The 19,529-nt window shown below is 42.1% G+C and carries 19 protein-coding genes and 5 pseudogenes; 5 read left to right on the top strand and 19 right to left on the bottom strand.

Annotated features, from left to right (window positions below):
* Window positions 1–47 precede the first annotated feature (47 nt).
* Entirely contained in the window at window positions 48–305 is a 258-nt protein-coding gene (locus CN378_RS11530) for a hypothetical protein (RefSeq protein ID WP_098352046.1), read from the bottom strand.
* Between the two features lie 118 nt (window positions 306–423).
* Between CN378_RS11530 and CN378_RS11535 the strand changes: the two genes are divergently transcribed.
* Entirely contained in the window at window positions 424–561 is a 138-nt protein-coding gene (locus CN378_RS11535) for a small acid-soluble spore protein P (RefSeq protein WP_098352048.1), read from the top strand.
* Between the two features lie 57 nt (window positions 562–618).
* Here CN378_RS11535 and selA read toward each other — a convergent pair whose 3' ends face one another.
* Window positions 619–2,019 carry an L-seryl-tRNA(Sec) selenium transferase gene (gene selA / locus CN378_RS11540; RefSeq protein WP_098352050.1) on the bottom strand — a complete coding sequence of 467 codons (1,401 nt, stop codon included), beginning with the start codon at window positions 2,017–2,019 and terminating at the stop codon, window positions 619–621.
* 99 nt (window positions 2,020–2,118) lie between these two features.
* Between selA and CN378_RS11545 the strand changes: the two genes are divergently transcribed.
* Complete coding sequence (locus tag CN378_RS11545) at window positions 2,119–2,511, top strand: Hsp20/alpha crystallin family protein (protein WP_098352052.1); 393 nt, start codon at window positions 2,119–2,121, stop codon at window positions 2,509–2,511.
* A gap of 52 nt (window positions 2,512–2,563) precedes the next feature.
* Here CN378_RS11545 and CN378_RS11550 read toward each other — a convergent pair.
* Window positions 2,564–2,749, bottom strand: a pseudogene (locus CN378_RS11550) (Rdx family protein); the annotation flags it as partial.
* A gap of 236 nt (window positions 2,750–2,985) precedes the next feature.
* Between CN378_RS11550 and selD the strand changes: the two are divergent.
* Window positions 2,986–4,038: a selenide, water dikinase SelD gene (gene selD, locus CN378_RS11555; protein ID WP_098352056.1), complete on the top strand. Its 1,053-nt coding sequence runs from the start codon at window positions 2,986–2,988 to the stop codon at window positions 4,036–4,038.
* Window positions 4,039–4,086: 48 nt separating this feature from the next.
* On the opposite strand, the gene CN378_RS11560 is transcribed toward selD, so the two are convergent.
* The 6 genes and pseudogenes from CN378_RS11560 to CN378_RS11580 all read right to left on the bottom strand — a co-directional run bounded on the left by CN378_RS11560 (window position 4,087) and on the right by CN378_RS11580 (window position 10,625).
* Window positions 4,087–6,312, bottom strand: a complete 2,226-nt coding sequence (locus CN378_RS11560) for an AAA domain-containing protein (protein ID WP_179884885.1) — start codon at window positions 6,310–6,312, stop codon at window positions 4,087–4,089.
* Window positions 6,313–6,524: 212 nt separating this feature from the next.
* Window positions 6,525–6,971 (bottom strand): annotated as a pseudogene (locus CN378_RS23315) (methyl-accepting chemotaxis protein); the annotation flags it as partial.
* Window positions 6,972–7,289: 318 nt separating this feature from the next.
* Window positions 7,290–7,835, bottom strand: a pseudogene (locus CN378_RS23320) (protoglobin domain-containing protein); the annotation flags it as partial.
* A gap of 107 nt (window positions 7,836–7,942) precedes the next feature.
* Complete coding sequence (locus CN378_RS11570; protein ID WP_098352062.1) at window positions 7,943–8,578, bottom strand: lytic transglycosylase domain-containing protein; 636 nt, start codon at window positions 8,576–8,578, stop codon at window positions 7,943–7,945.
* Window positions 8,579–8,730: 152 nt separating this feature from the next.
* Entirely contained in the window at window positions 8,731–8,865 is a 135-nt protein-coding gene (locus CN378_RS11575; protein WP_142323601.1) for a YjcZ family sporulation protein, read from the bottom strand.
* 230 nt (window positions 8,866–9,095) lie between these two features.
* Window positions 9,096–10,625 (bottom strand): glycine betaine uptake BCCT transporter, encoded by a 1,530-nt coding sequence (locus CN378_RS11580; RefSeq protein ID WP_098352066.1) that lies wholly within the window; start codon window positions 10,623–10,625, stop codon window positions 9,096–9,098.
* 580 nt (window positions 10,626–11,205) lie between these two features.
* Between CN378_RS11580 and CN378_RS22930 the strand changes: the two genes are divergently transcribed.
* A complete protein-coding gene (locus tag CN378_RS22930; RefSeq protein WP_257141111.1) occupies window positions 11,206–11,334 on the top strand; it encodes a hypothetical protein in 129 nt (42 codons plus the stop codon).
* A 70-nt stretch (window positions 11,335–11,404) separates the two neighbouring features.
* Here CN378_RS22930 and CN378_RS23085 read toward each other — a convergent pair whose 3' ends face one another.
* Window positions 11,405–11,977, bottom strand: coding sequence for a 3D domain-containing protein (locus CN378_RS23085; RefSeq protein ID WP_098352068.1), 573 nt, complete (start codon window positions 11,975–11,977; stop codon window positions 11,405–11,407).
* A 323-nt stretch (window positions 11,978–12,300) separates the two neighbouring features.
* Window positions 12,301–12,594: pseudogene (locus CN378_RS23325) on the bottom strand (3D domain-containing protein); the annotation flags it as partial.
* Between the two features lie 926 nt (window positions 12,595–13,520).
* On the opposite strand from CN378_RS23325, the gene CN378_RS22605 reads away from it, so the two are divergent.
* Entirely contained in the window at window positions 13,521–13,679 is a 159-nt protein-coding gene (locus CN378_RS22605) for a DUF8096 family protein (RefSeq protein WP_098352072.1), read from the top strand.
* 49 nt (window positions 13,680–13,728) lie between these two features.
* Here the strand turns inward: CN378_RS22605 and CN378_RS23330 are convergent, their stop codons facing one another.
* From CN378_RS23330 to CN378_RS11630, 8 genes and pseudogenes are all read right to left on the bottom strand, one after another.
* Window positions 13,729–14,475, bottom strand: coding sequence for a methyl-accepting chemotaxis protein (locus CN378_RS23330; RefSeq protein ID WP_483295082.1), 747 nt, complete (start codon window positions 14,473–14,475; stop codon window positions 13,729–13,731).
* Between the two features lie 15 nt (window positions 14,476–14,490).
* Window positions 14,491–15,015: pseudogene (locus tag CN378_RS23335) on the bottom strand (protoglobin domain-containing protein); the annotation flags it as partial.
* A 319-nt stretch (window positions 15,016–15,334) separates the two neighbouring features.
* On the bottom strand, window positions 15,335–16,078 hold the full coding sequence (gene map, locus CN378_RS11605; RefSeq protein WP_098352076.1) for a type I methionyl aminopeptidase: 744 nt from the start codon (window positions 16,076–16,078) through the stop codon (window positions 15,335–15,337).
* A gap of 114 nt (window positions 16,079–16,192) precedes the next feature.
* Window positions 16,193–16,663, bottom strand: a complete 471-nt coding sequence (locus CN378_RS11610) for a DUF2254 family protein (protein WP_179884887.1) — start codon at window positions 16,661–16,663, stop codon at window positions 16,193–16,195.
* Window positions 16,650–17,480, bottom strand: coding sequence for a DUF2254 domain-containing protein (locus CN378_RS11615; RefSeq protein WP_179884888.1), 831 nt, complete (start codon window positions 17,478–17,480; stop codon window positions 16,650–16,652). Before CN378_RS11615 ends, CN378_RS11610 begins: the two co-directional genes overlap by 14 nt.
* Window positions 17,481–17,546: 66 nt before the next feature.
* Window positions 17,547–18,233 (bottom strand): LrgB family protein, encoded by a 687-nt coding sequence (locus CN378_RS11620; protein WP_098352082.1) that lies wholly within the window; start codon window positions 18,231–18,233, stop codon window positions 17,547–17,549.
* The gene (locus tag CN378_RS11625; protein WP_098352084.1) at window positions 18,217–18,597 is read right to left on the bottom strand and encodes a CidA/LrgA family protein; all 381 of its coding nucleotides are present in this window, start codon (window positions 18,595–18,597) and stop codon (window positions 18,217–18,219) included. Before CN378_RS11625 ends, CN378_RS11620 begins: the two co-directional genes overlap by 17 nt.
* A 135-nt stretch (window positions 18,598–18,732) precedes the next feature.
* Window positions 18,733–19,386, bottom strand: coding sequence for a type 1 glutamine amidotransferase domain-containing protein (locus tag CN378_RS11630; RefSeq protein ID WP_098352085.1), 654 nt, complete (start codon window positions 19,384–19,386; stop codon window positions 18,733–18,735).
* Window positions 19,387–19,529 lie beyond the last annotated feature (143 nt).

Genomic DNA, 19,529 nt, shown 5'->3' on the forward strand with positions numbered 1-19,529 from the left:
TACGACTAGGTCAGTCTAGCAGAGCGGGTTTTATTAAATAATGAAAGCTATTGCTGATTCACTTCATTCACGATGGAAGACAGATCGGATTTGAATTGTTGAAGTTGTGCCCGTTGTGTATCCGAAGCCACTTCAAGTGCATTTTCAATTTGTTGATAGGCCTCATTCACTTCGTTCTTAAGATGTGCCAGTTGAGAACCATAGCTTGCTCCGTCGAGTACTAGCTCATTGATGGTATTCTGTACTTCCGTCACACTTTGTTCAGCAGCTTGAAACGCTTGTTGTTTATTTTTATGGTAGGGCATGGATGATCTCTCCTTATTCAGAAATTAGCTTTTTTAGTATGTCCAAAGAAGGGGAATTCCATGCAAGTGAATAAACTTTTCATCTATATAGCATTCTAAAGAACAGGAGGGATGACACATGAACAAAAACGATGGCAAAGATATGCGTAAAAACGCTCCAAAGCAATCAGGACAGCCGGAGCCTCTAAGTGGATCACATAAGGTTAAGAACCGCAACCATACTCGACAAAAAAACAATAGTCATCACGATATGTAAGATGTAAATGAGGGAGTGCAGGCGTCTATAAGCCTGCACTCCCTTTCAGTCTGTATCTTACATTGTCTGCAATGCTTGGATGATTTCCATTTGTTCTTTCGTAGACACAGTCCGCAAATCGAAGAGGACGACCCCATCTTGAATCCTTGTAAGAATAGAAGGGCTTCCCTTTCTAAGCTTCTCATGTATTTCCTGTGGGGAAATACCATCATGGATGACAGAAACGGTGTATGTGTCCAGCTCAACTTCCGGCATCGTCCCTCCTCCAATTTGACTCTTTCCTTCTAAAATCTCTGATCTGTACCCCTTTTGCAGGGAGTGGATATCCTCTGCGAACTGACGGGACTGATGCAGGATTGCTTCTTTGGAACGGGTGATGGATTCAATGGTTGGATTTTTAACCTGTTCCTCCCCCTTGATATATTGTAGGAGAGTCATCTCCAGCGCTGCCAGTGTCATTTTGTCGACACGGAGTACGCGTGCAAGCTGATGTTTTTTTAACTGATCGATCCATCGCTTCTTTCCTGCAATGATTCCTGCCTGGGGTCCCCCTAATAATTTGTCACCACTGAAGGAGACGAGGTCCACCCCTCTTTCTAAGACTTCTTTGACAATGGGCTCATTTCCGATCCCAGCCCGGGTGAAGTCGTAAAAGGCACCACTTCCTAAATCTTCGTAATAAAGGATACCGGAATGCAATTGAGATAATTCAACCAGTTCATCGGTAGAAACGGAAGCTGTAAATCCTTTTATGATGAAATTGCTTTGATGAACCTTCATGATCATGCTGGTTTCTTCGTTCATCGCCTCTTCATAATCCCTTATATGGGTCTTGTTCGTTGTACCCACTTCATGGAGGAGAGCCCCGCTTTCTTCCATGATGGAAGAAATCCGAAATGACCCGCCGATCTCCACCAGTTCCCCCCGGGAGACGATCACTTCTTTTTGCCTGGCAAGTGCAGAGAGGATAAGAAAGACGGCTGCAGCATTATTATTCACAACCATGGCCGCCTCCGCTCCTGTCAACTCACAGATGAACTTCTCGGCATGACTGTGCCTCGAGCCCCTGACACCCTCATCAATGTCATATTCCAGATTACTGAATTGACAAGAAACCTCAATGACATGGTTTATCGCTTCCTGACCTAAGCGTGCCCGTCCTAAGTTGGTATGTAAGATGGTACCTGTGGCATTTATGATTCTTCGGAGTGACGGGAAATATGATTCGTGTACCATGGCTTCTGCCCGGGCCAGCACCTCTTCGAGAAATGCTTCGGATGAGGGATGAGGTCCCTTCCACTCATCATTCAAAATGGAGATCCGACAAAATGATATCGCTTTTTTTAAGAGGTCCGTCCCTATTTCAGTCGAAATCTCGTGATGACGGAGGAAAGTATGGAATTTTGTGGTTTGCTGGATTTCATGAATGGGTGGTATGTGTCTGACGAGATGTTTCATTTTGTTCCCCCTGTCTTCTTTTTACCCATTATAACACCCTCACCATTTATTTTAGAACGAATACAATATGTAAAAGACGTAGTTGGGGGTCAGGTGTAAATGAGTAAGGATAAGGAGGATTTCTATTTAGAGAACTGGGAGGAAAGTATGAAGGATTGGTTATTGGATCCAGCTACGGTTCAATTGGATGAACAGGAATTTCGTGTCGACTTCCTTGATACGACTGAATCGTTCATAGTGGAGATCGAGACAGAGAATATTTGTCCCGAGGAATTGATTATTAAGAAAAAGGATACTCAATTATTGATATCAATCATGCTGAAAGACGAAAGTAAACTCAGAAAACGGTCCATTTGTTTTCCTTTTTGTTTAAAGCAACGATCCATCACTTATTCCATTGAGCATCATACAATCGAGATCAATGTTCCTAAAAAGGAATGTTCCACCCCCTCATCCTTCGTGATTCGGGTTCAGGGATTGTCGTGTGAATAATTTTCATAATCAAACCAAGGTCTTTAGCATGCTAAAGACCTTTTTCCCTGGTTTACAGGGATTCGATGATTGAAATAATCCGGTTGATTTCAGGAAAAACACCTGTATCGAGCTTGGAATAAATCTTTTCTTCCCCTACAGTAATCTCGAAGGCGCCTCCAGAGGACGGTACTAACGTCAATTCCTCCAAGTTGGACCTGAAGTGATTGAATAACTGTTCCGCGAAACTCGCGGCTTTAGGTGCATAGTTTCACATCATGCAGAATTCTATTGTCATTTTTACTTTGTTCATCAACATCTTCCCCCTTCCATCCTGAAAGTGTTTTGATCGTATGATTTCATTCTATATTACAGTAAATACATGTGCAAATATACATTTCTTTCTTCAATCCAATCATCTCTATACTTCTCTTTTGCTCAATTGTATTTTCATCCTGTACAATGGGATTATTCATACATAAAGAGGTGAACTGAATGAGCAAGGAAGAAATAATCCGGTTAACAGAACTTTCTTCAAAGGCTGGCTGAGGCTGCAAAATTAGTCCTAGTGACTTGACGCAAGTTTTGCGTCAGCTACCTCCTCAACCATTTACGAAAGATTTATTAGTAGGGAACGAATCGTCAGACGACGGTGGCATCTTTCAACTGACAGATGATCTTGCCATGGTGCAAACGGTAGATTACTTCACACCTATTGTAGACGATCCTTACCAATTCGGCCAAATTGCCGCAGCGAATGCGCTAAGTGACGTGTATGCTATGGGTGGAACGCCGAAAACGGTCTTAAACATTGTAGGCTTCCCCATTAAAAAGCTGGGAAGCGAGATGCTCGCCGCCATTCTCAGAGGGGCACAAAGTAAAGTGATCGAAGCCGGTGCCGTGACAGTGGGTGGTCATTCCATCGACGATCAAGAGCCTAAATTCGGTCTGAGCGTGACAGGGATCGTGCATCCGGAAAAATATTGGACCAATACCGGGGCAAAGGAAGGAGACGTCATTGTCCTGACAAAGCCATTGGGTGTAGGGATCATGACAACAGGGATCAAGCGTCAGGTTGTGACCTCAGCCCAGGAAACGTCTGTTATCGAAGTAATGAGCATGTTGAATAAAGAGGCTGCAGAAGTACTGCAAGGGTTCCGTCCCAATGCCGTCACAGATGTGACCGGGTTCGGATTAATGGGGCATGCTTATGAAATGGCCAAAGGCAGTCACGTGTCAATCGAATTCTCCTACTCCTCTATCCCTTTGTTGGAAGGTACGAAAAAATTAGCAGATCTGGGAGTTATCCCAGGTGGAACGAAAGCGAACCATGCATGGCTTGAAGACAAAGTGTATTATGATTCGGGTCTTACACAGGAAGATCAATGGATTCTATGTGATGCCATTACATCAGGTGGTTTGCTCGTCAGCTTACCTGCGGCCCAAGGAGAAAGATTAATAGAAGAACTTAAACATCACCGGGTCCCCGCCGGAATCATTGGTCACGTTCATTCGAAACAAACTTGGTGTATCTCAGTGAAAAATTAAAAAAGCGGAGTCCCCTTGAGAGAAGTATTCGTCTCAAGGGGACTCCGTTTATTTTTCTTGGATCATCTTGAAGAATTGGCCGGTTATCTTTTTTGACAAAATCCTCACCTGGAAAGGGAACGGGTTTTCACTCCTAGAGAAAGAATTGAACCAAATCACTTTTTCATCCAAGGCAATGAAAGGAATATATGTTATCGAATTCTTTAGCTGGATCTTGGGAGATGATTGTAATTCTGTCCCGGACCGACAGAGGATGGTGACACTCTTAACCTCTGAAGCAACCTTTAATGCATTCATCATATCTTCGGAAATATCTTTTATATCATGGACATTCACGATGATCTTGCTTTTAGCGGCTTTAAAATCTTTTTCCAGCTTTTTATGGTCGTTGGATCTAACCCATTTCATCTTCTTTGTAGTGGTGGGAATAAGTGAAGCACCCGTTTCCTTATGCCCTTTCTGTTGAAGATGCGAGATCAATTGATGGATCGGTTTCGACGGATGTGTCTTTTCCTTGATGAACTGATCATTTCCAAGCAGAATAAACTTCCCTCTCGCACGAGTAATGGCTACATTGATCAGCCTCTCGCTCCCTTTTCGGGTAAGCAGCGTACCCGGCTTGCCGTGAGAAACCCCATCAACAAGATCAAATAATATCATATCATTCTCAGATCCTTGAAAGCCATGGACCGTGGCTGCATAGATGTCAGCTGAAGGATCTGAACTCTTTACCAATTCATCCAGTAAGAGATTATACCATTTGGCCTGGCTGCGATATGGAGTCACAATCCCGATAGAATGCAAGCCATCCTCCACTGCCAGGAGGGTCAATTGGATCGTGACTAAGCTGGATAACACATTCCATCTTGACCCTTTTTGGGTTTCTGCCCATTCAGTGCCTTCTTTCAGTGAAAACAGGACCGCTCCCCGAGAGGGAAAAGGGTGTTTATTCGTGATGCCCCTCCGAATGGTTTCGACTGAATGATGGTCCCCCACCCTTGAATGGTAAATATATTGATTCGTGAATGCCGAAATACTGGGGTGCATTCGTCTCTGTTCAGGAAGCAGCAAGAGCTGGGGGTGATCCCACCCTTTCTCGACGGCCCCTGCGACACCCGCTGAATGAAAGATGTCTTCTTTTAGCCACTTGGCAGCCAATGGATGAAAGGATGTTGAAATAGGTGGCAGTTGTTTGAAATCGCCACAAATGATGATCTTTTTTCCAAGGGAGGCAGCGAATGCTACTTGAGGGACATACGCCATGCTTGCCTCATCCACAATGACAAGATCGAATTCATCTTCATAAAAAAGTCGGTCGATGGCGGCTTTAGAAAGTGTGGTACCGATCACCTTTGCCTCCGATACCAGCTCCCCTTCCCTTCTCTTAAACGTTTCTTTAATTTTTTGATAATGGACTTCAAGCTGTGACAGTCTATCTGAGTCATATGCCGAATAGTTTTTAGATAATTTTTTTTTGAGTCTTTTTCTGTACTTTTCCACTTTCCCTTTTTCTTCGGATAGAGTTGGATCCTCTTTCTCCAGTAATTGAAGCACATTTAAATCCGTGACTCCTGCCCGATAGTTTTTCCTGCTTGCCCCGTACCTGATGACTTCTCCAGGCACCCAGCGATCGTGGCTGCTTAAGAAATGATGCATTTCTTCTATTAATACATCCACTGCTGCATTACTGTGGGAGAGAAGAAGCACCTTTTGCCCTTCTGAATAATGATAAGCCGCCACCCGGGCAAGCGTATAGGTTTTGCCTGTACCAGGTGGTCCCCACAGGTAGGTTACGGGATTATATTTGCTTCTGACATACGCTTCGTGCAAGGGAGTCTTATATTCCGTCATAGGATGCGTTTTATCCATGTCCGGGAACATCACCTTCTGAATGCGCCGTGTTTTTCCATGACGTTCCTTGGCTTCATCCAATCGCTCCATGAGCTTCTCAAGAATCTCCCATGGCTCATGAAGGATCTGACCAAATGAAAGAGTATCCCCGAGGAACTGATCGAATTCAAGTATGCATTCGCGATCCTCTGAACTGATCACCATCCCCGGAGTGGAGGATTGCTTTCGCTTAAACACGACGCTGCCCCCCTCAGGAAGCGTCGCAGGATAAGGAAGGGTAAACCAATAAATATAGGCACCTTCCCCCTTTCGGATGCATCTTCCTTCTTCTATTGAAATTCCAGTCGTCTCTCTTTTCTTCAGTTGCATGATTTCCATATCAAGAGCGGTTTTCCACTCTTCTATCATGTCTGTCATCTTCATAAATATCACCTTTGTCATACGATAAAAAATCAAGAACCTTATCATAACAATTAATGGGGTGAGTGTATATGGATATTGTCCGACTGGCAAAAAATGATTGATCATGCATAATTCATCGGAGTTGATGTTATAAAGCTTATTGTCAATATCCTGGATGAATGGTCCAAAATGTGCAAAAAAGAACCGATCCTTTCAATCGGTCCTTTTCCACATTATAATTCAGCTGTTAATTGACTCAATTGATCTGCGGAAATCGTTAAATGGGAAATGGCATTAGAAATTTCCTCCACGGCCAGGGAAATCTCTTTCATTTCTGTTTCGATTTGCTCACTTTGATTTTTGGAGAAATAGATGGAATCTACAATCTCCTGAAAGAACACGTGAGCTTTATTCGTAGAGTCCATCCCGCTCTTCGCAGTCTCTTCCACAGAAACAATGTAACCGGATATTTTATCGACCTGTAATTTAGTCCCGTTAATGAGACTGGATACATTCGTGACAGATTTTTTGGTCTGCTCGGAAAGCTTTCGCACTTCTTCTGCTACAATCGCAAATCCTTTCCCGTGTTCTCCTGCGCGGGCAGCTTCTATACTTGCATTGAGGGAAAGTAAATTCGTTTGCTCTGCAATGGTTTGTACAATTGACACGATATCGAATATTTGGTTGGAAATTTGCTGCAATTGATGAATCTCATGCAGCATTTCTCTCATGTCAGACAGAATTTTACTCATATGTTCTTTCTGAACACCCATCTTGTCTTTTCCCTCAACGGAGAAGTGACTTATTTTTTCTATTGATTGAGTCCCTTTTATCGATAATAAACTGACCTCACTCATTCTCGCGTTGATGGAATCCAAAGATGCCATTGACTCTTCCGATATGGCCGATAAACCTGTTGTGGCTTCACGTACATTTTCGTTCATCTTTTCTTTTAAACGTTGTGACTCAGCTCTTATACCATCGATTTCGTCTTCATACGCTTCTAAAACCAGTTGTTGCTCAAGATTTAAAATTTTTGTGAAGGCATTAATGACTTTATTATAATCATCCATATGCGTATAGTGTCTGAACATCACTTTGAAAATGGTGGTTTGCAGGTTCTGAAATGAAGCGATGTACCATTTGGTTGGAAGTCCGATATGTATATGCATCTTAGCGATTTTTCTTCGTTTTTCAATGAATGGCTGATCAATGATCCCATTGGTCATTTCAACGACATGAATGGATAACGTCTGCTTTAAGCGATCTATGGTGCTGTATTTCTCTATGATCCCCAATAACGTAGAGTTATGTTCAATTGGATTGTAGAAGCCATCAATGATTTCTTTAATGTTTTCCTTTATATAAGGTTTTGTTGCCGATAATACAGCCAAATCCTCTTTTGACAACTGAATCATATCCAATTGTTTTACGACATCCTGTGAAACGGCTATTCTTACTTCATTAGATTTTAATTCCAGCCTGTTATCAATCTCGTGTTTAGTTTTCTTTTTTAATAGTAGCATTTGTACCCCTCTTAGCATGAAGTTAGTATAATAATCCTTTTTTGGAAATCCCGCGTAAATAATATATCAAAAAAACACCCATATAAGTATGGGTGTTTAAAGGAAATTGTGACAATAGTAAGAAATTACATGGGCTTACCTTCTTCTTCCTCTTCCACAAACCGATCAGCATAATATAGTACATCTTCTACATATTGCTCGCTGTGATTGTATGCAAACACGGCTTGCTCGATCTTACCGTCAGCAGCTCCATTTCGCGCGAGATAGTTGGCGGCGCTGAAGATGGCATCGTCTATTTGAAAAGGGTCGGCTATTCCATCCCCGTTTGCATCCACCCCGTAACCTCCATATTTTTCAATGACGGCAGGATCCGTTTTTTGGTCCTCAGGGATGTTTCCCTTCCCCAGTCCTGAGCAACTTGGGTGAGACCAGCCGACAAAGGTACAGGGCATGAACTGCATGTGGCCCTCTGCCCCTGCCGGAGAGACGAGGGTCCTCATGCTAGAGAACTTCGTTTCAACCCGGTGGTGGGCAGCCAGCAGATACCACGGTACACCGTATCGGTCTTCTGCAGCTTTGTAGATGGGAATATACTCTGCTGGGATCTCTTCTTTTCCAAGTGATGAGAGGTCATATGAATGGCCACCATTATTGACAGCATAATATATCGCTAAAATGACGATGGGGATAAGGATTATTTTAAAAGGTGATGATCGCTTTTTCTTGCTAGGGCGTATTTTTCCAGCCGTTTTTTTTGTCATGGGAGTCGATCCTTTACAAGGTTATTAATGCTCCTTGTATTTTAATATGAGAATACCTTTGTGACAATGGATTATGTATAAATAAAAAAAGATGCTCCCTGCAGCGGTTTTTCAACTGCTGCAGGGGGCACCTATCCATCATCTATTTATTGTTAACAAACAAACGCTGCTCCAACGATAATTAAAAGGATGAACAGAACTACGATTAACGCAAATCCACCAGCGTAGCCACCGCCGTAGCCACCACCGCAGCCGTATCCATATCCAGGGTATCCATATCCATACATCATCAGTCACCTCCAGTTATCTTACTACGATATTAATGTATGTAGTGGACAAAAAGTAGGTTAATTAAAATCAGCAAACATTTCAGACTGTTATCCTGAAAAAAAGTTGGATGATGCATAAATCAAGGGTTCCAGACATGTGATGAAAAGAAAAAATGAGTAAAACGTCTAGATGAAAAGTCCGAATTATAAAATAAAGCACCTGGAAGCATCCAGGCGCTTTAAGTCATTTACATATGTTCTTTAGGTTCTTTCGTTTTCCTCGGCTTAGGTTTAATGTATAAGCCAAGCTCTTTTTTCTCCTGGTTCAGTGACTTATACAGAGAAATCATCATCAGTGCCATAATAACAGAGAACGGCAGTGCTGCGACAATCAAGGCGTTCTGTAAAGCCTGTAATCCACCGCTGTATAATAAAATCAATGCCACGGTAGACTGTGCAAGTCCCCACGTTAATTTCACATAATTTGGTGGAGTTAATGAACCGTAAGTCGTTTGCATCCCCAACACGAAAGTAGCAGAGTCAGCAGATGTAATGAAGAACGTTCCGATCAGCGTGATGGCAATGACAGAAAGAATGGTCGACCATTCAAATCCATTAAACACAGCAAACAGAACTTCTTCCGTTTTCAGATCCGATAGAGCTGCACCGGCCTGCTGGACTTCAATCGCGGATGTACCGAAGACAGCGAACCAAAAGAAGCTGACAAGGGCAGGTAACAGCAGGACCCCGATAAGGAATTCACGGATCGTTCTCCCTCTCGAGACGCGTGCAATGAAGATCCCGACAAATGGTGACCAGGAAATCCACCATGCCCAATAGAAGATGGTCCATCCATTGATCCATGAACGATGCTCTTCATTTAAAGGTGCAATCCTGAAGCTCATCGCGGCGATATTCTGAATATAAGCCCCGATGGTATCAGTGAACATATTAAGGATTAACAGAGTCGGTCCAATAAAGAACACCAATACTAGAAGCAAGATCGCCAGTACCATATTGGTATTGGATAAATACTTGATTCCTTTACTTAATCCGGACCAAGCAGAAATCATGAACAGAACCGTAACAATCCCGATGATGATGGACTGGACGGTGAAGTTATTTGGAATACCAAGCAGGTAAGAAAGTCCACCGTTAATCTGCGCTGCCCCGAATCCAAGGGTAGTCGCTACCCCTACCACTGTGGCGAATACAGCCAGGACGTCGATGATCGTTCCGAGTGGCCCATTTACCTTATCACCGAAGATCGGCTTCAATGTGGCTGAGATCAGGCCGGGCTCATCTTTACGGAATTTAAAGTAAGCAAGTGCTAAAGCAACGATCGCATAGATCCCCCATGCGTGGATACCCCAGTGAAAGAATGTATAACGCATCGATTCTTTAATCGCCTGGTCGGTTCCCCCTTCTGCCATAGGAGGCGTCATATAGTGAGACAGCGGCTCTGCTGCCCCCCAGAATACTAAACCTATTCCCATACCTGCACTAAATAACATGGCAAACCATGTTCCTTTTGTGTATTCAGGTTTTTCATCCGGTTTTCCTAATCGAATCGTTCCCATGGGACTAAAGATTAAGAATACACAGAAGATGACAATCACTGTAACTAAAATAAGATAATACCAACCAAAAGTTGAAGTGATGAATGTTTGCATACTTGCTGTTACGTTTTCAAACGATTTAGGTGCGATTGCGCCATACGCAACGGCAGCTGCAACGAGTAAAACGGTAATCCAGAAAACATTTGATATCCTCTTCATAAAATTCTCCTTTCCATATTCTTGCGATTTTTTGCTCTTTTCTTAATGAAGGGAACTACAGTGGGATTCGAGGTGTTTGCTATAGGTATGTACACCTACTGTAACGGCCCCTCATGTTGAAAGAGTCTCAGTTAATGCAGATGGGAAAATGTGCATTCTGAGGATGAGGGAATGATTACTTCTTACCTATTCCCCTGTCACTCTCTTATAAAACCAACATTTGTTACCCTATCAGAAAGAAGTTTATCTTTGCAAGTAAAAACCATCATTTATTTTATTAGTCTTTGTCATTTTTTCGTTTTCATTCCTTTTCTTTTTGATGAATTTATCCTCCATACCAAAATACTTCCACTAAACTTAATTGGAAATGGAAGCGTTTTATAATGAGTTGTGAGAAAACCTCAGGGGGTACCTATGAGGTGTCTTCCCTGATAGATATATAATAGAAGGAAATGATATGGAGGTATGGAATCGAACGGGCTGGAATGAAGAATGAATTGGAAATATTGTCATCGATTTTTTTTGTAAATGGCGTCTAATGGGAGATACTAGTAAAGAATCATTATAAGGAGGGAATCAAGTGAAAAATAAAAATAATCGCCAGCACGAAACAGCAAAAAAATTAGCACAGCAACAGATGGGTGAAGAAATTGAGTTGAAATCCGTTGCTCCGTCTGCCCAAAAGGGTATCGGACAAAAAGGGAAATAACAACGGATTTTGCTCCTCATAAGAGAATAATCATGAAAAAGGACGCCTGATTCGGCGCCCTTTTCAAAGATTATTCTTTTATGATTTTAACTTTCACATCTCTTACCCCATATTGAAGGGCATCTTTTTCTTTCTCCATATAAATGTCGATCCGGTTTCCTTTAATTGCTCCACCGGTATCTTCTGCTCTTGCATAACCGTACCCTTCGATATATACCTTGGATCCTAATGGAATGACACGTGGATCAACGGCAATGACTCTGGCATCAGGGTTTTTGAGTAAATCCACCCCGGTCTTTGTAATACCGATACATCCTTCACAATGTGCCGTATAGGCTGTCGCCGTGATGTTTAATTCTTTCACTACTTCATCATTTTTAGGGTCCTCTGTCTTGACCGCTTTTACAGCCTGTTCCTCTTCTGATTCATCATTCACAGAAACCCCTTCTTCTAACAATTGCTTACGTGTGATGACCTCATCGATCGACACATGATATCGATTTGCGATTTCCCATAGGATGTCGCCTTCTTCTATATTATGATAATCATTGATAGCAGCATCATTGCTTTCTGCAGAAGCAGAAGCAAGTCCGATTGAAAGAAAAACCGTGAAGGAAAAAATGGAAAATAATACTTTTTTCATCTTGTCAAATTCCTCCTTTTGTGATTGGTAATGAAACCAACAGTTGAAATAGTAACATAGACTTACCTCAGTTACATAACAAACTGTTTATAAACCCATAACAATTAGATGACAAGCATGTAATATATTTTCTATTCCGACGACTTGAGGATACTGTTTTCTATGTATTTCATGTGAAGGAGAATTTTGGTGAGAGACGAATAATTAGTAAGACAAAATAATGGCTCGATTGGGTTTAATAGGTAGATCAAAATGGGTATTGATGATAAAAAATGGCATGAAAAAAAACCACTGAGAGAAGCGTCTCAGTGGTTTGGATTTCTTTAGTTTGTTTCAAGGATTTTGACGTTGACTGTTTTTCTCCCAAAATCAACGGCTTGATCCTTTGAAGGGATAAATACATCAATTCGGTTCCCTTTGATTGCTCCGCCTGTATCCGCTGCAGTTGCATAGCCGTAACCTTCCACATACACCTTAGATCCAAGTGGAATGACATTTGGGTCTACTGCAATCACTTTGGCATCAGGATTTTCTTTTAAGTTCACTCCGGTTGCTGTTGTACCTGAGCAACCATCACAACTTGCCGTATAGGCAGTGGCCTCTACAGTGATTTCTTTCACTGCTTGCTCAGTTGCAGCCGGTTCGGGCTGTGCTGATGCTTCCTCTGCTGCCGGTGCTGGTGCCGGTGCTTCAGCTTCTGGAGCTACTTCTGCTTCTTTTTCTGGAGCAGGAGCTTCTGCTTTTTCAGAAGTATTTGCAGTAGCTGAAGGTGCTTTATTATCTAAGTTGATGACCAACTCTTGTCCAGGAACAATCAGGTCACTTTCTAGTGCGTTCCAGCCCATTAAACTGTCCACTGGAATTCCATAAAATGAGGAAATCCCCCAGAGTGTGTCACCTTTTTTGACTGTATAGTATTCCTTGGAAGAAACTGTGAGTTCCTGATCAGGATAGATGATGTGCGAATTTAAATTGTTCCATGTCATAAGTTGATCTACAGATGTTCCGTATTCTTTTGCAAGTCCCCATAATGTGTCGCCTTTTTTTACTTCTATGTTTTGTGCTGAAGCGCTAGCTCCACCAGACACTGCGAGTGTAGTAAATGCAGCCACAGAAATAATCGATTTTTTTAGTTTCATAGAAAAATTCCTCCTTATGTAGCTAGCGGTTTATTTATTTTTGCTAACAGTGAAAATACTAACATAGTAAAATCTCAATACAATAACAGGAACTTTAACATCGTGCGTCAAGAATATTTCACTACTGTAATAGAAAGCGATTTCCTGTATAAACTATCATATAGAGGAATACTATGGTAAAAAATATAGAATTTTATAGTTATAGAGGGTTTTTATGGATAAATTGGTAGATGTGTGTTCTTTTAATTAAATAGTGATAAAGAGATGCATACAGGATCATCTTTTGGTGAAAGAGACAGGGAGGTAAACAAATTTATTGGCGAATCATGACGATTTTTCCTTAACAAGCTGCTTTCTTCCCTCTATACTAAAGAAAGAAGGTTGGTTTGTACTGGAGGAAGACGATGATGGAAAAACAGGAAGAGAAGATTGTACTTTATAAAGATGACCCCGACGAGCATAGTGGTCGTTGCGAATGTGGAAATAATATTTTCAAATCACGGGTATTGGATGGGAAGTTTTATCGGAAGTGTCAGGAATGCGGTAAAACGAAAATCGTTTAATAGTGAAAGAAAAAAGGGGAACCGTTACTATCCGGTTTCCCTTTTTTCTTTATTTGTTCATTTTATGAATGATTGTCGAAGCGAATTGAACTAGTTCATCGGTTGTATGGTTGATTTTTTTGATGGCTTCCACTATATGATTTAATTCGGATTGGTTTCGTTTAAACATATCCATATAGTTTTCCATTTCCATTTGCACGGTCATGATCCCGCTTTGGACATTCCCGATTTCCTTACGTGAGTTTTCGGTCAGGTCGGTCATGTTGCGTACGCGATTAGATACAACGCCGATTTGCTTATTGCTTTCATTCACAAGCTGATGAATGGACGTGCTCAGTTCTTTTGAATCTTCCGCAAGCTTTCTTACCTCAGATGCCACAACCGCGAATCCCCTTCCTTCATTACCTGCCCTGGCCGCTTCAATGGAGGCATTCAATGCAAGAAGATTGGTTTGCTCGGCGATTTGCTGGATTGAGTTGGAAAGAGGTGTGATCTGTTCTGCAATGTTCTTGACCCCTTGGATTTCATTTAAGAGCGTTTTGATCTGTTCTGTGATGACGCCAAAGCTTTCAATCATATGATCCGTTTGGTTTTTGTTCATTTTAGAAAGTTGAAGAAGATTTTTGCTGCTTTTTTCAGTATTTTCCGATTCGGCACGGATGCTTTCTGCTTTGGTTGCGGTCTCATTCAGGCTCTGTTCCGTTTGACTTAAGGAGGAACCGAGTTCTGTATTCATGTTGAGCATTTCGAGTTGCAGTGCCTGGTTTTCCTGGTGCAGTTTTTCAAGCTCGTCCATCCTGCTCTGAATATAATATTCTGAGACGATGCTTGCATCTAAATGGATACCGTGATCAATCGCTACTAAAACAGATGCGAGTTTGGATGGTTCACTTTGATATAATTCTACAATCTTTGGAATGAGTAAATGCTGAATCGTGGTGTACGTCGAAATGAACCAATCAATGGTGACCCCGTTTCGATTATGAGTTTTCCCCATTCGTTCCCTCATTGCGAAATATTCATCATTCAGCTCTCCTGAAAATAACGACCGGAAATAATCATGGAAAACGGCCTTTAATCGTGCCCGACTTGAATGATTCACGGCTATCTCGACTAAACTGGGATGCTTGTATAGGTGATCGAGTACAATATCAAGCAAGGTATCCGATAATTGTTCGTAAACGGGGAGAACCTCTTTTAGTTCTTTGAGATGGTGCTCTTGAAACTGCATATAATGGAGCCTTTCATTCAGTTTCTTGTCTTTTAGGACAATGACATTTGATTCGTGAACCACTACAGGTTCACTCTTAGGTTTTCTAGAGAATAATACAGCCATAAGGGGTGCCTCCGATAATCATGTTATTTTTTGGTTGGTATGTATAATTTTTGTACAACATCAATATCTTTACTTTACCCCAACTTTTTTCCTATGACAATCTTTTTGTTTGTAAAATTTTAAAAACTCCCTATTCCCTGACACAGCTGAAGATTCCTCTTCTATGAAACACAATCACTATATCTCGGAAATACATTGGACAGGACCTTTCTCTTACATCCTGATTGTACCAATAGTTATACAAAACATATACAAAAAGAGGGACGGACCTTCATTCCTAGGAGCTGCTCCTAGGAATGAAGGTCCGTCCCTCACTGCTTTACTCTGTGATGATAATGGGTTCGTTTTTGGTGATGATGATGGTGTGTTCGATTTGGGCAACTTGGCTGTTGTCAGGTGTGATGTACGTCCAACCGTCCCCTTTTTCGACTACGTTTTGGGCTTTGGTCGAGATGAATGGTTCAAACGCGATGACCATTCCTTCCTTCAATAGGGCATTATCCCATGGATCGAAGTAGTTCAAGATGTGATCCGGCTTTTCATGCAGTGAGCGTCCGATACCGTGCCCGGTTAAATTCATGATCACCGTGAATCCATTTTTTCTCGCCTCATTATTTACGGCTTTTCCGATGCCATTTTGTTTAGAACCGGCTCTTGCCTTTTGAATTCCGGCCTGGAATGACTTTAATGCAGCATCACATAAATCGGTCAGGACCGTATCTCCCACTCCGACTACGAATGAAATGCCTGTATCTGCATAGTATCCATTTTTAGATCCGGAAACATCTATATTGACAAGGTCTCCTTCGTTTATCACTCTTTCTCCGGGAATGCCGTGTGCAACTTCTTCGTTTACGCTGATACATGTAAACCCTGGGAAGTCATATTCTCCCTTTGGCCCCGAGATCGCTCCATGATCTTCAAACATTTTACCAGCGATATCGTCCAGTTCCTTCGTCGTGACACCTGGTTTTGTTTGAGAACGCAACTCATCGCGGATCATGGCGACAATACGTCCAATTTCTTTTAATGCCTGTAAATCTTCATCTGTTTTGACAATCATAAAATCTTCCTTCTCTTTTTGAATTTCCTTCCCTTACTATACATAAACATCGTGCATTTTTAAAGGGAAAGAACCTGGCTTTCCATCGTATTGCCACAGATGTATGTATGCCAGTCAATCTCCCCGATTTTCTGTTTGGTAGGGTTTCAACCTTTCGATCCTTTCATTTAAATAGTATAGATCCCATTCCTGCATTTGATCCATATCCATACCGTGCAGAACATATTGATGAAAATCATACACGATCTGTTTACGTTCCATATCAACTTCTTGATGAATCATAATAAGCGAGTCCATGATGGACAGAATGACAGAAATATCGCCTTTACCATAATGGACAATTTGATAATAGGTGTTATATAGAATATGGTTGAATGTAAATACAGTCACTGATACACGGGGCTTATGATCATCATCACGTAACGTGAGAATCCCGTCCCTTATTCCGTGAGTCTCGCTCAGGATAAGGCCTAAATACTTGATTGAATCCCTCGCTGTGTTGGGGTCATTTATTCCGGGAGAAATGGCCCTCAAGGCCACTTCAACAATCTTCTGGAGAGAATAGGCAAGGTCATACTCCCCCATCCGTTCCCTCCCGAGAAAATATGTAGGAAATGAAATCTTCTTCGATTTTTTGATGACTATGTATGGTGAAAAGGGTTTCCCCTTGTTTGACAAAATCGCCAATCCCCTTTTCAAAATGGAGGAGAACATCGTTTTGAGACGCTTCATTCACCAACCCTGAAAAATCAATATATTGAATGAAACCTGATGTATGGGAAGGGACTTTACTAGTCGCCTTATAGTGCACCGGAATGGTATTATACGGCTTTACATCCTGATCTTGTTGAATGGAGTGGTAGTAATCGATCACGTTTAACGCTTCCTCCTCCAATCGTTGTATTAAACGGCTGATTTGAATGGAGGTTGCAATGTGGTGAATGAAGTAAGCAAAGAAAGCCAAACAAACGATTGCATACAAAACACCAATAAAGGCAGAAGATACGAGGTGCTCCTCGAGGCTCTGTCTCATGAATAAGAGGGAAATGATGGAATAGATAAAGCCGCCGAGAAAAATGCCAAGTCCTCTCATAGTCGTTTTGTCTTTGACGAAATTTTGGAGGGTCCTTGGTGAGAATTGAGATGAATAGGTGGTTAAAACAACCATCACTGTTGAGAACGTAAAGGTTGTCATGGTAAGCAGGGATGATGCGATCGCACTTAGCACCGTCTGGGCAAGATCGATGCTCGTCAGCATCATGACCGGTAAAAATGGTTCGACTTTATGGATCCAGTACGTATCAAGTGATACCGTGAGGATGGCCAATGCCAATGAAGCTGAACTGTAAAGGGCAGGAACGACCCATATCCCTTTTCTCATTTTCATAAGTAATTGTTTCACTGGCCGGCCTCTCCTTTGTTCATTTAGGGTGTGTACCTTCATTAGCTTCTCCCTCAGGATCTGTTATCAAACCAAGAGAAATAGAATGGGAATGACAAAGGACATGATGGTTGCCGTCAACGCCATGGCAGCGCCGCTCACTGCTCCTTCTCTTTCTCCTTCTTTGATGGCTTGTGCTGTCCCGACCCCATGGGAAATGACACCGAATGGCAGCCCCCTGGCAATAGGATGGTTAATGCCCATCCACTTCAGGATCGACGGGATGATCATCGCACCAATCATCCCCGTGACGATGACAACCGTCGGAATGACCTCGATCTTTGCGCCGATTACGCTCCCGATATCAACAGCTACCGGGGTCGTAATCGTCTTGATCAGTAAGGAACGGTTCCAGTCGGATGGAATCCCCAACCAGATGCTTACATAATAGGATACCAGCATGGATAAGCCACTTCCGAACAGAATGCCCATAAGGATGGGGTGAAGGTTTCTTGAAAGCAATTGACGATGCTGATAGAGGGGGTATGCAAGTGCAACCGTTGCAGGTCCAAGTAAATAGGTGATGAGTGACGTGTCATGTGCAAACCGTTTGTATGGGATATCCAAAGCGAGTAGCGTGACAATCATCGCAATCGTACTCAAGAAGATAGGAATCGTGAATGGATGGGGCCATTGTTTGTGAATCCTGACACCCAAGAAAAAATATAAGAGCGTAAGACCTATTGTGACGAGTGAATTAATGAGCTCGATCATACTTTCTTTTCTCCTTCCATCTGATGAATCCCTCTGCTGAAACAGCAGTGGCCACGAATCCGGTCACCCCGCTGACAACAAGGATGGTAACCAGCTTCCAACCATATTCGATAAAATACGGTCCGAGAACAATGGCACTAACTGATAAAGGCAGGAAAAAGAAGGAGAAGTGTCTTAAAAAGAATCCTGAACCTTCCAGCAGTAAACGTTCATTCATTACACCCGTTAATAATAATAGAAACAATAGAAGCATTCCGATGATGCTTCCGGGTATCGGTAAATGAAAGAATGCTGTACACCACTTTCCAATTTCATAAAATAAACATAGAAGTGCCACTTGTATGATGACCCGAATCGTCTGCATTTGCTTCTCCTCCCCACTGTATTCTTCTCCCGATTTTATCACATATGATGATGGAAAAGAGGACAATGTAGATGGGATAAAAAAAGAGCATGGGTTTGACCCATGCTCCCGAGAAGAATCTATGAAAAAGAATGTTTATAATACTTTTACGAATGCTTCTGCTGCGGACTGACTGGATTGCGGGTTTTGACCTGTCACGAATTTACCATCGGTGATCACATGATCGCTCCACGCTTCTGACTTTTCAAATTGAGCTCCCTGCTCTCTCAATTTTGTTTCTAATAAGAAAGGCATCAGTGAGTCCAGACCCGTTTGCTGCTCTTCTTCGTTTGTGAATGCAGTCAAGCTTTTCCCCTCAACCAGCCATTTACCATTTGATAATTTCGTGCCGACAAATCCAGCTGGACCGTGGCATACAGAACCGATCGCTTTATCATTTTCAGCAAAGTGGGCTAATGCCTGTTGCAGTTCAGGACTATCAGGCAGGTCAAACATGGTTCCATGCCCTCCTGGTAAGAAGATACCGGCATATTCGTTTACATTCAATTGAGAAAGGACAAGCGTTTGGTCAAGTTCTTTTGTGACCCCTTTCCATTTTTCCACTTGCTCATCATCAAGGCTGTTTGGATCCAATGGGATGCGGCCGCCCTTTAAACTGGCCACGTCTACACCAAAACCTTGATTGGTGAATTCTTCATATGGTTCAGCGAATTCAGATAACCAAAGGCCTGTTTCGTGTTCTTCGTCGATTTTGCTTTCATTTGTTAAGACCATTAATATTTTTTTCATTGTATACCCTCCATTTTTATTCTCTGTATTCTTATCACTCTATTGTTTTATCCATTTCACATAAAAATAAACTTCCTACTGATTATTATTGGTCTCCTTAGGAATGGCTGACAATATAAAGAGACTCCGTTTGGAACGGAGTC

It is taken from the genome of Bacillus sp. AFS015802 (genome assembly GCF_002561455.1).
Classification (GTDB): Bacteria; Bacillota; Bacilli; order Bacillales; family Bacillaceae_B; genus Rossellomorea.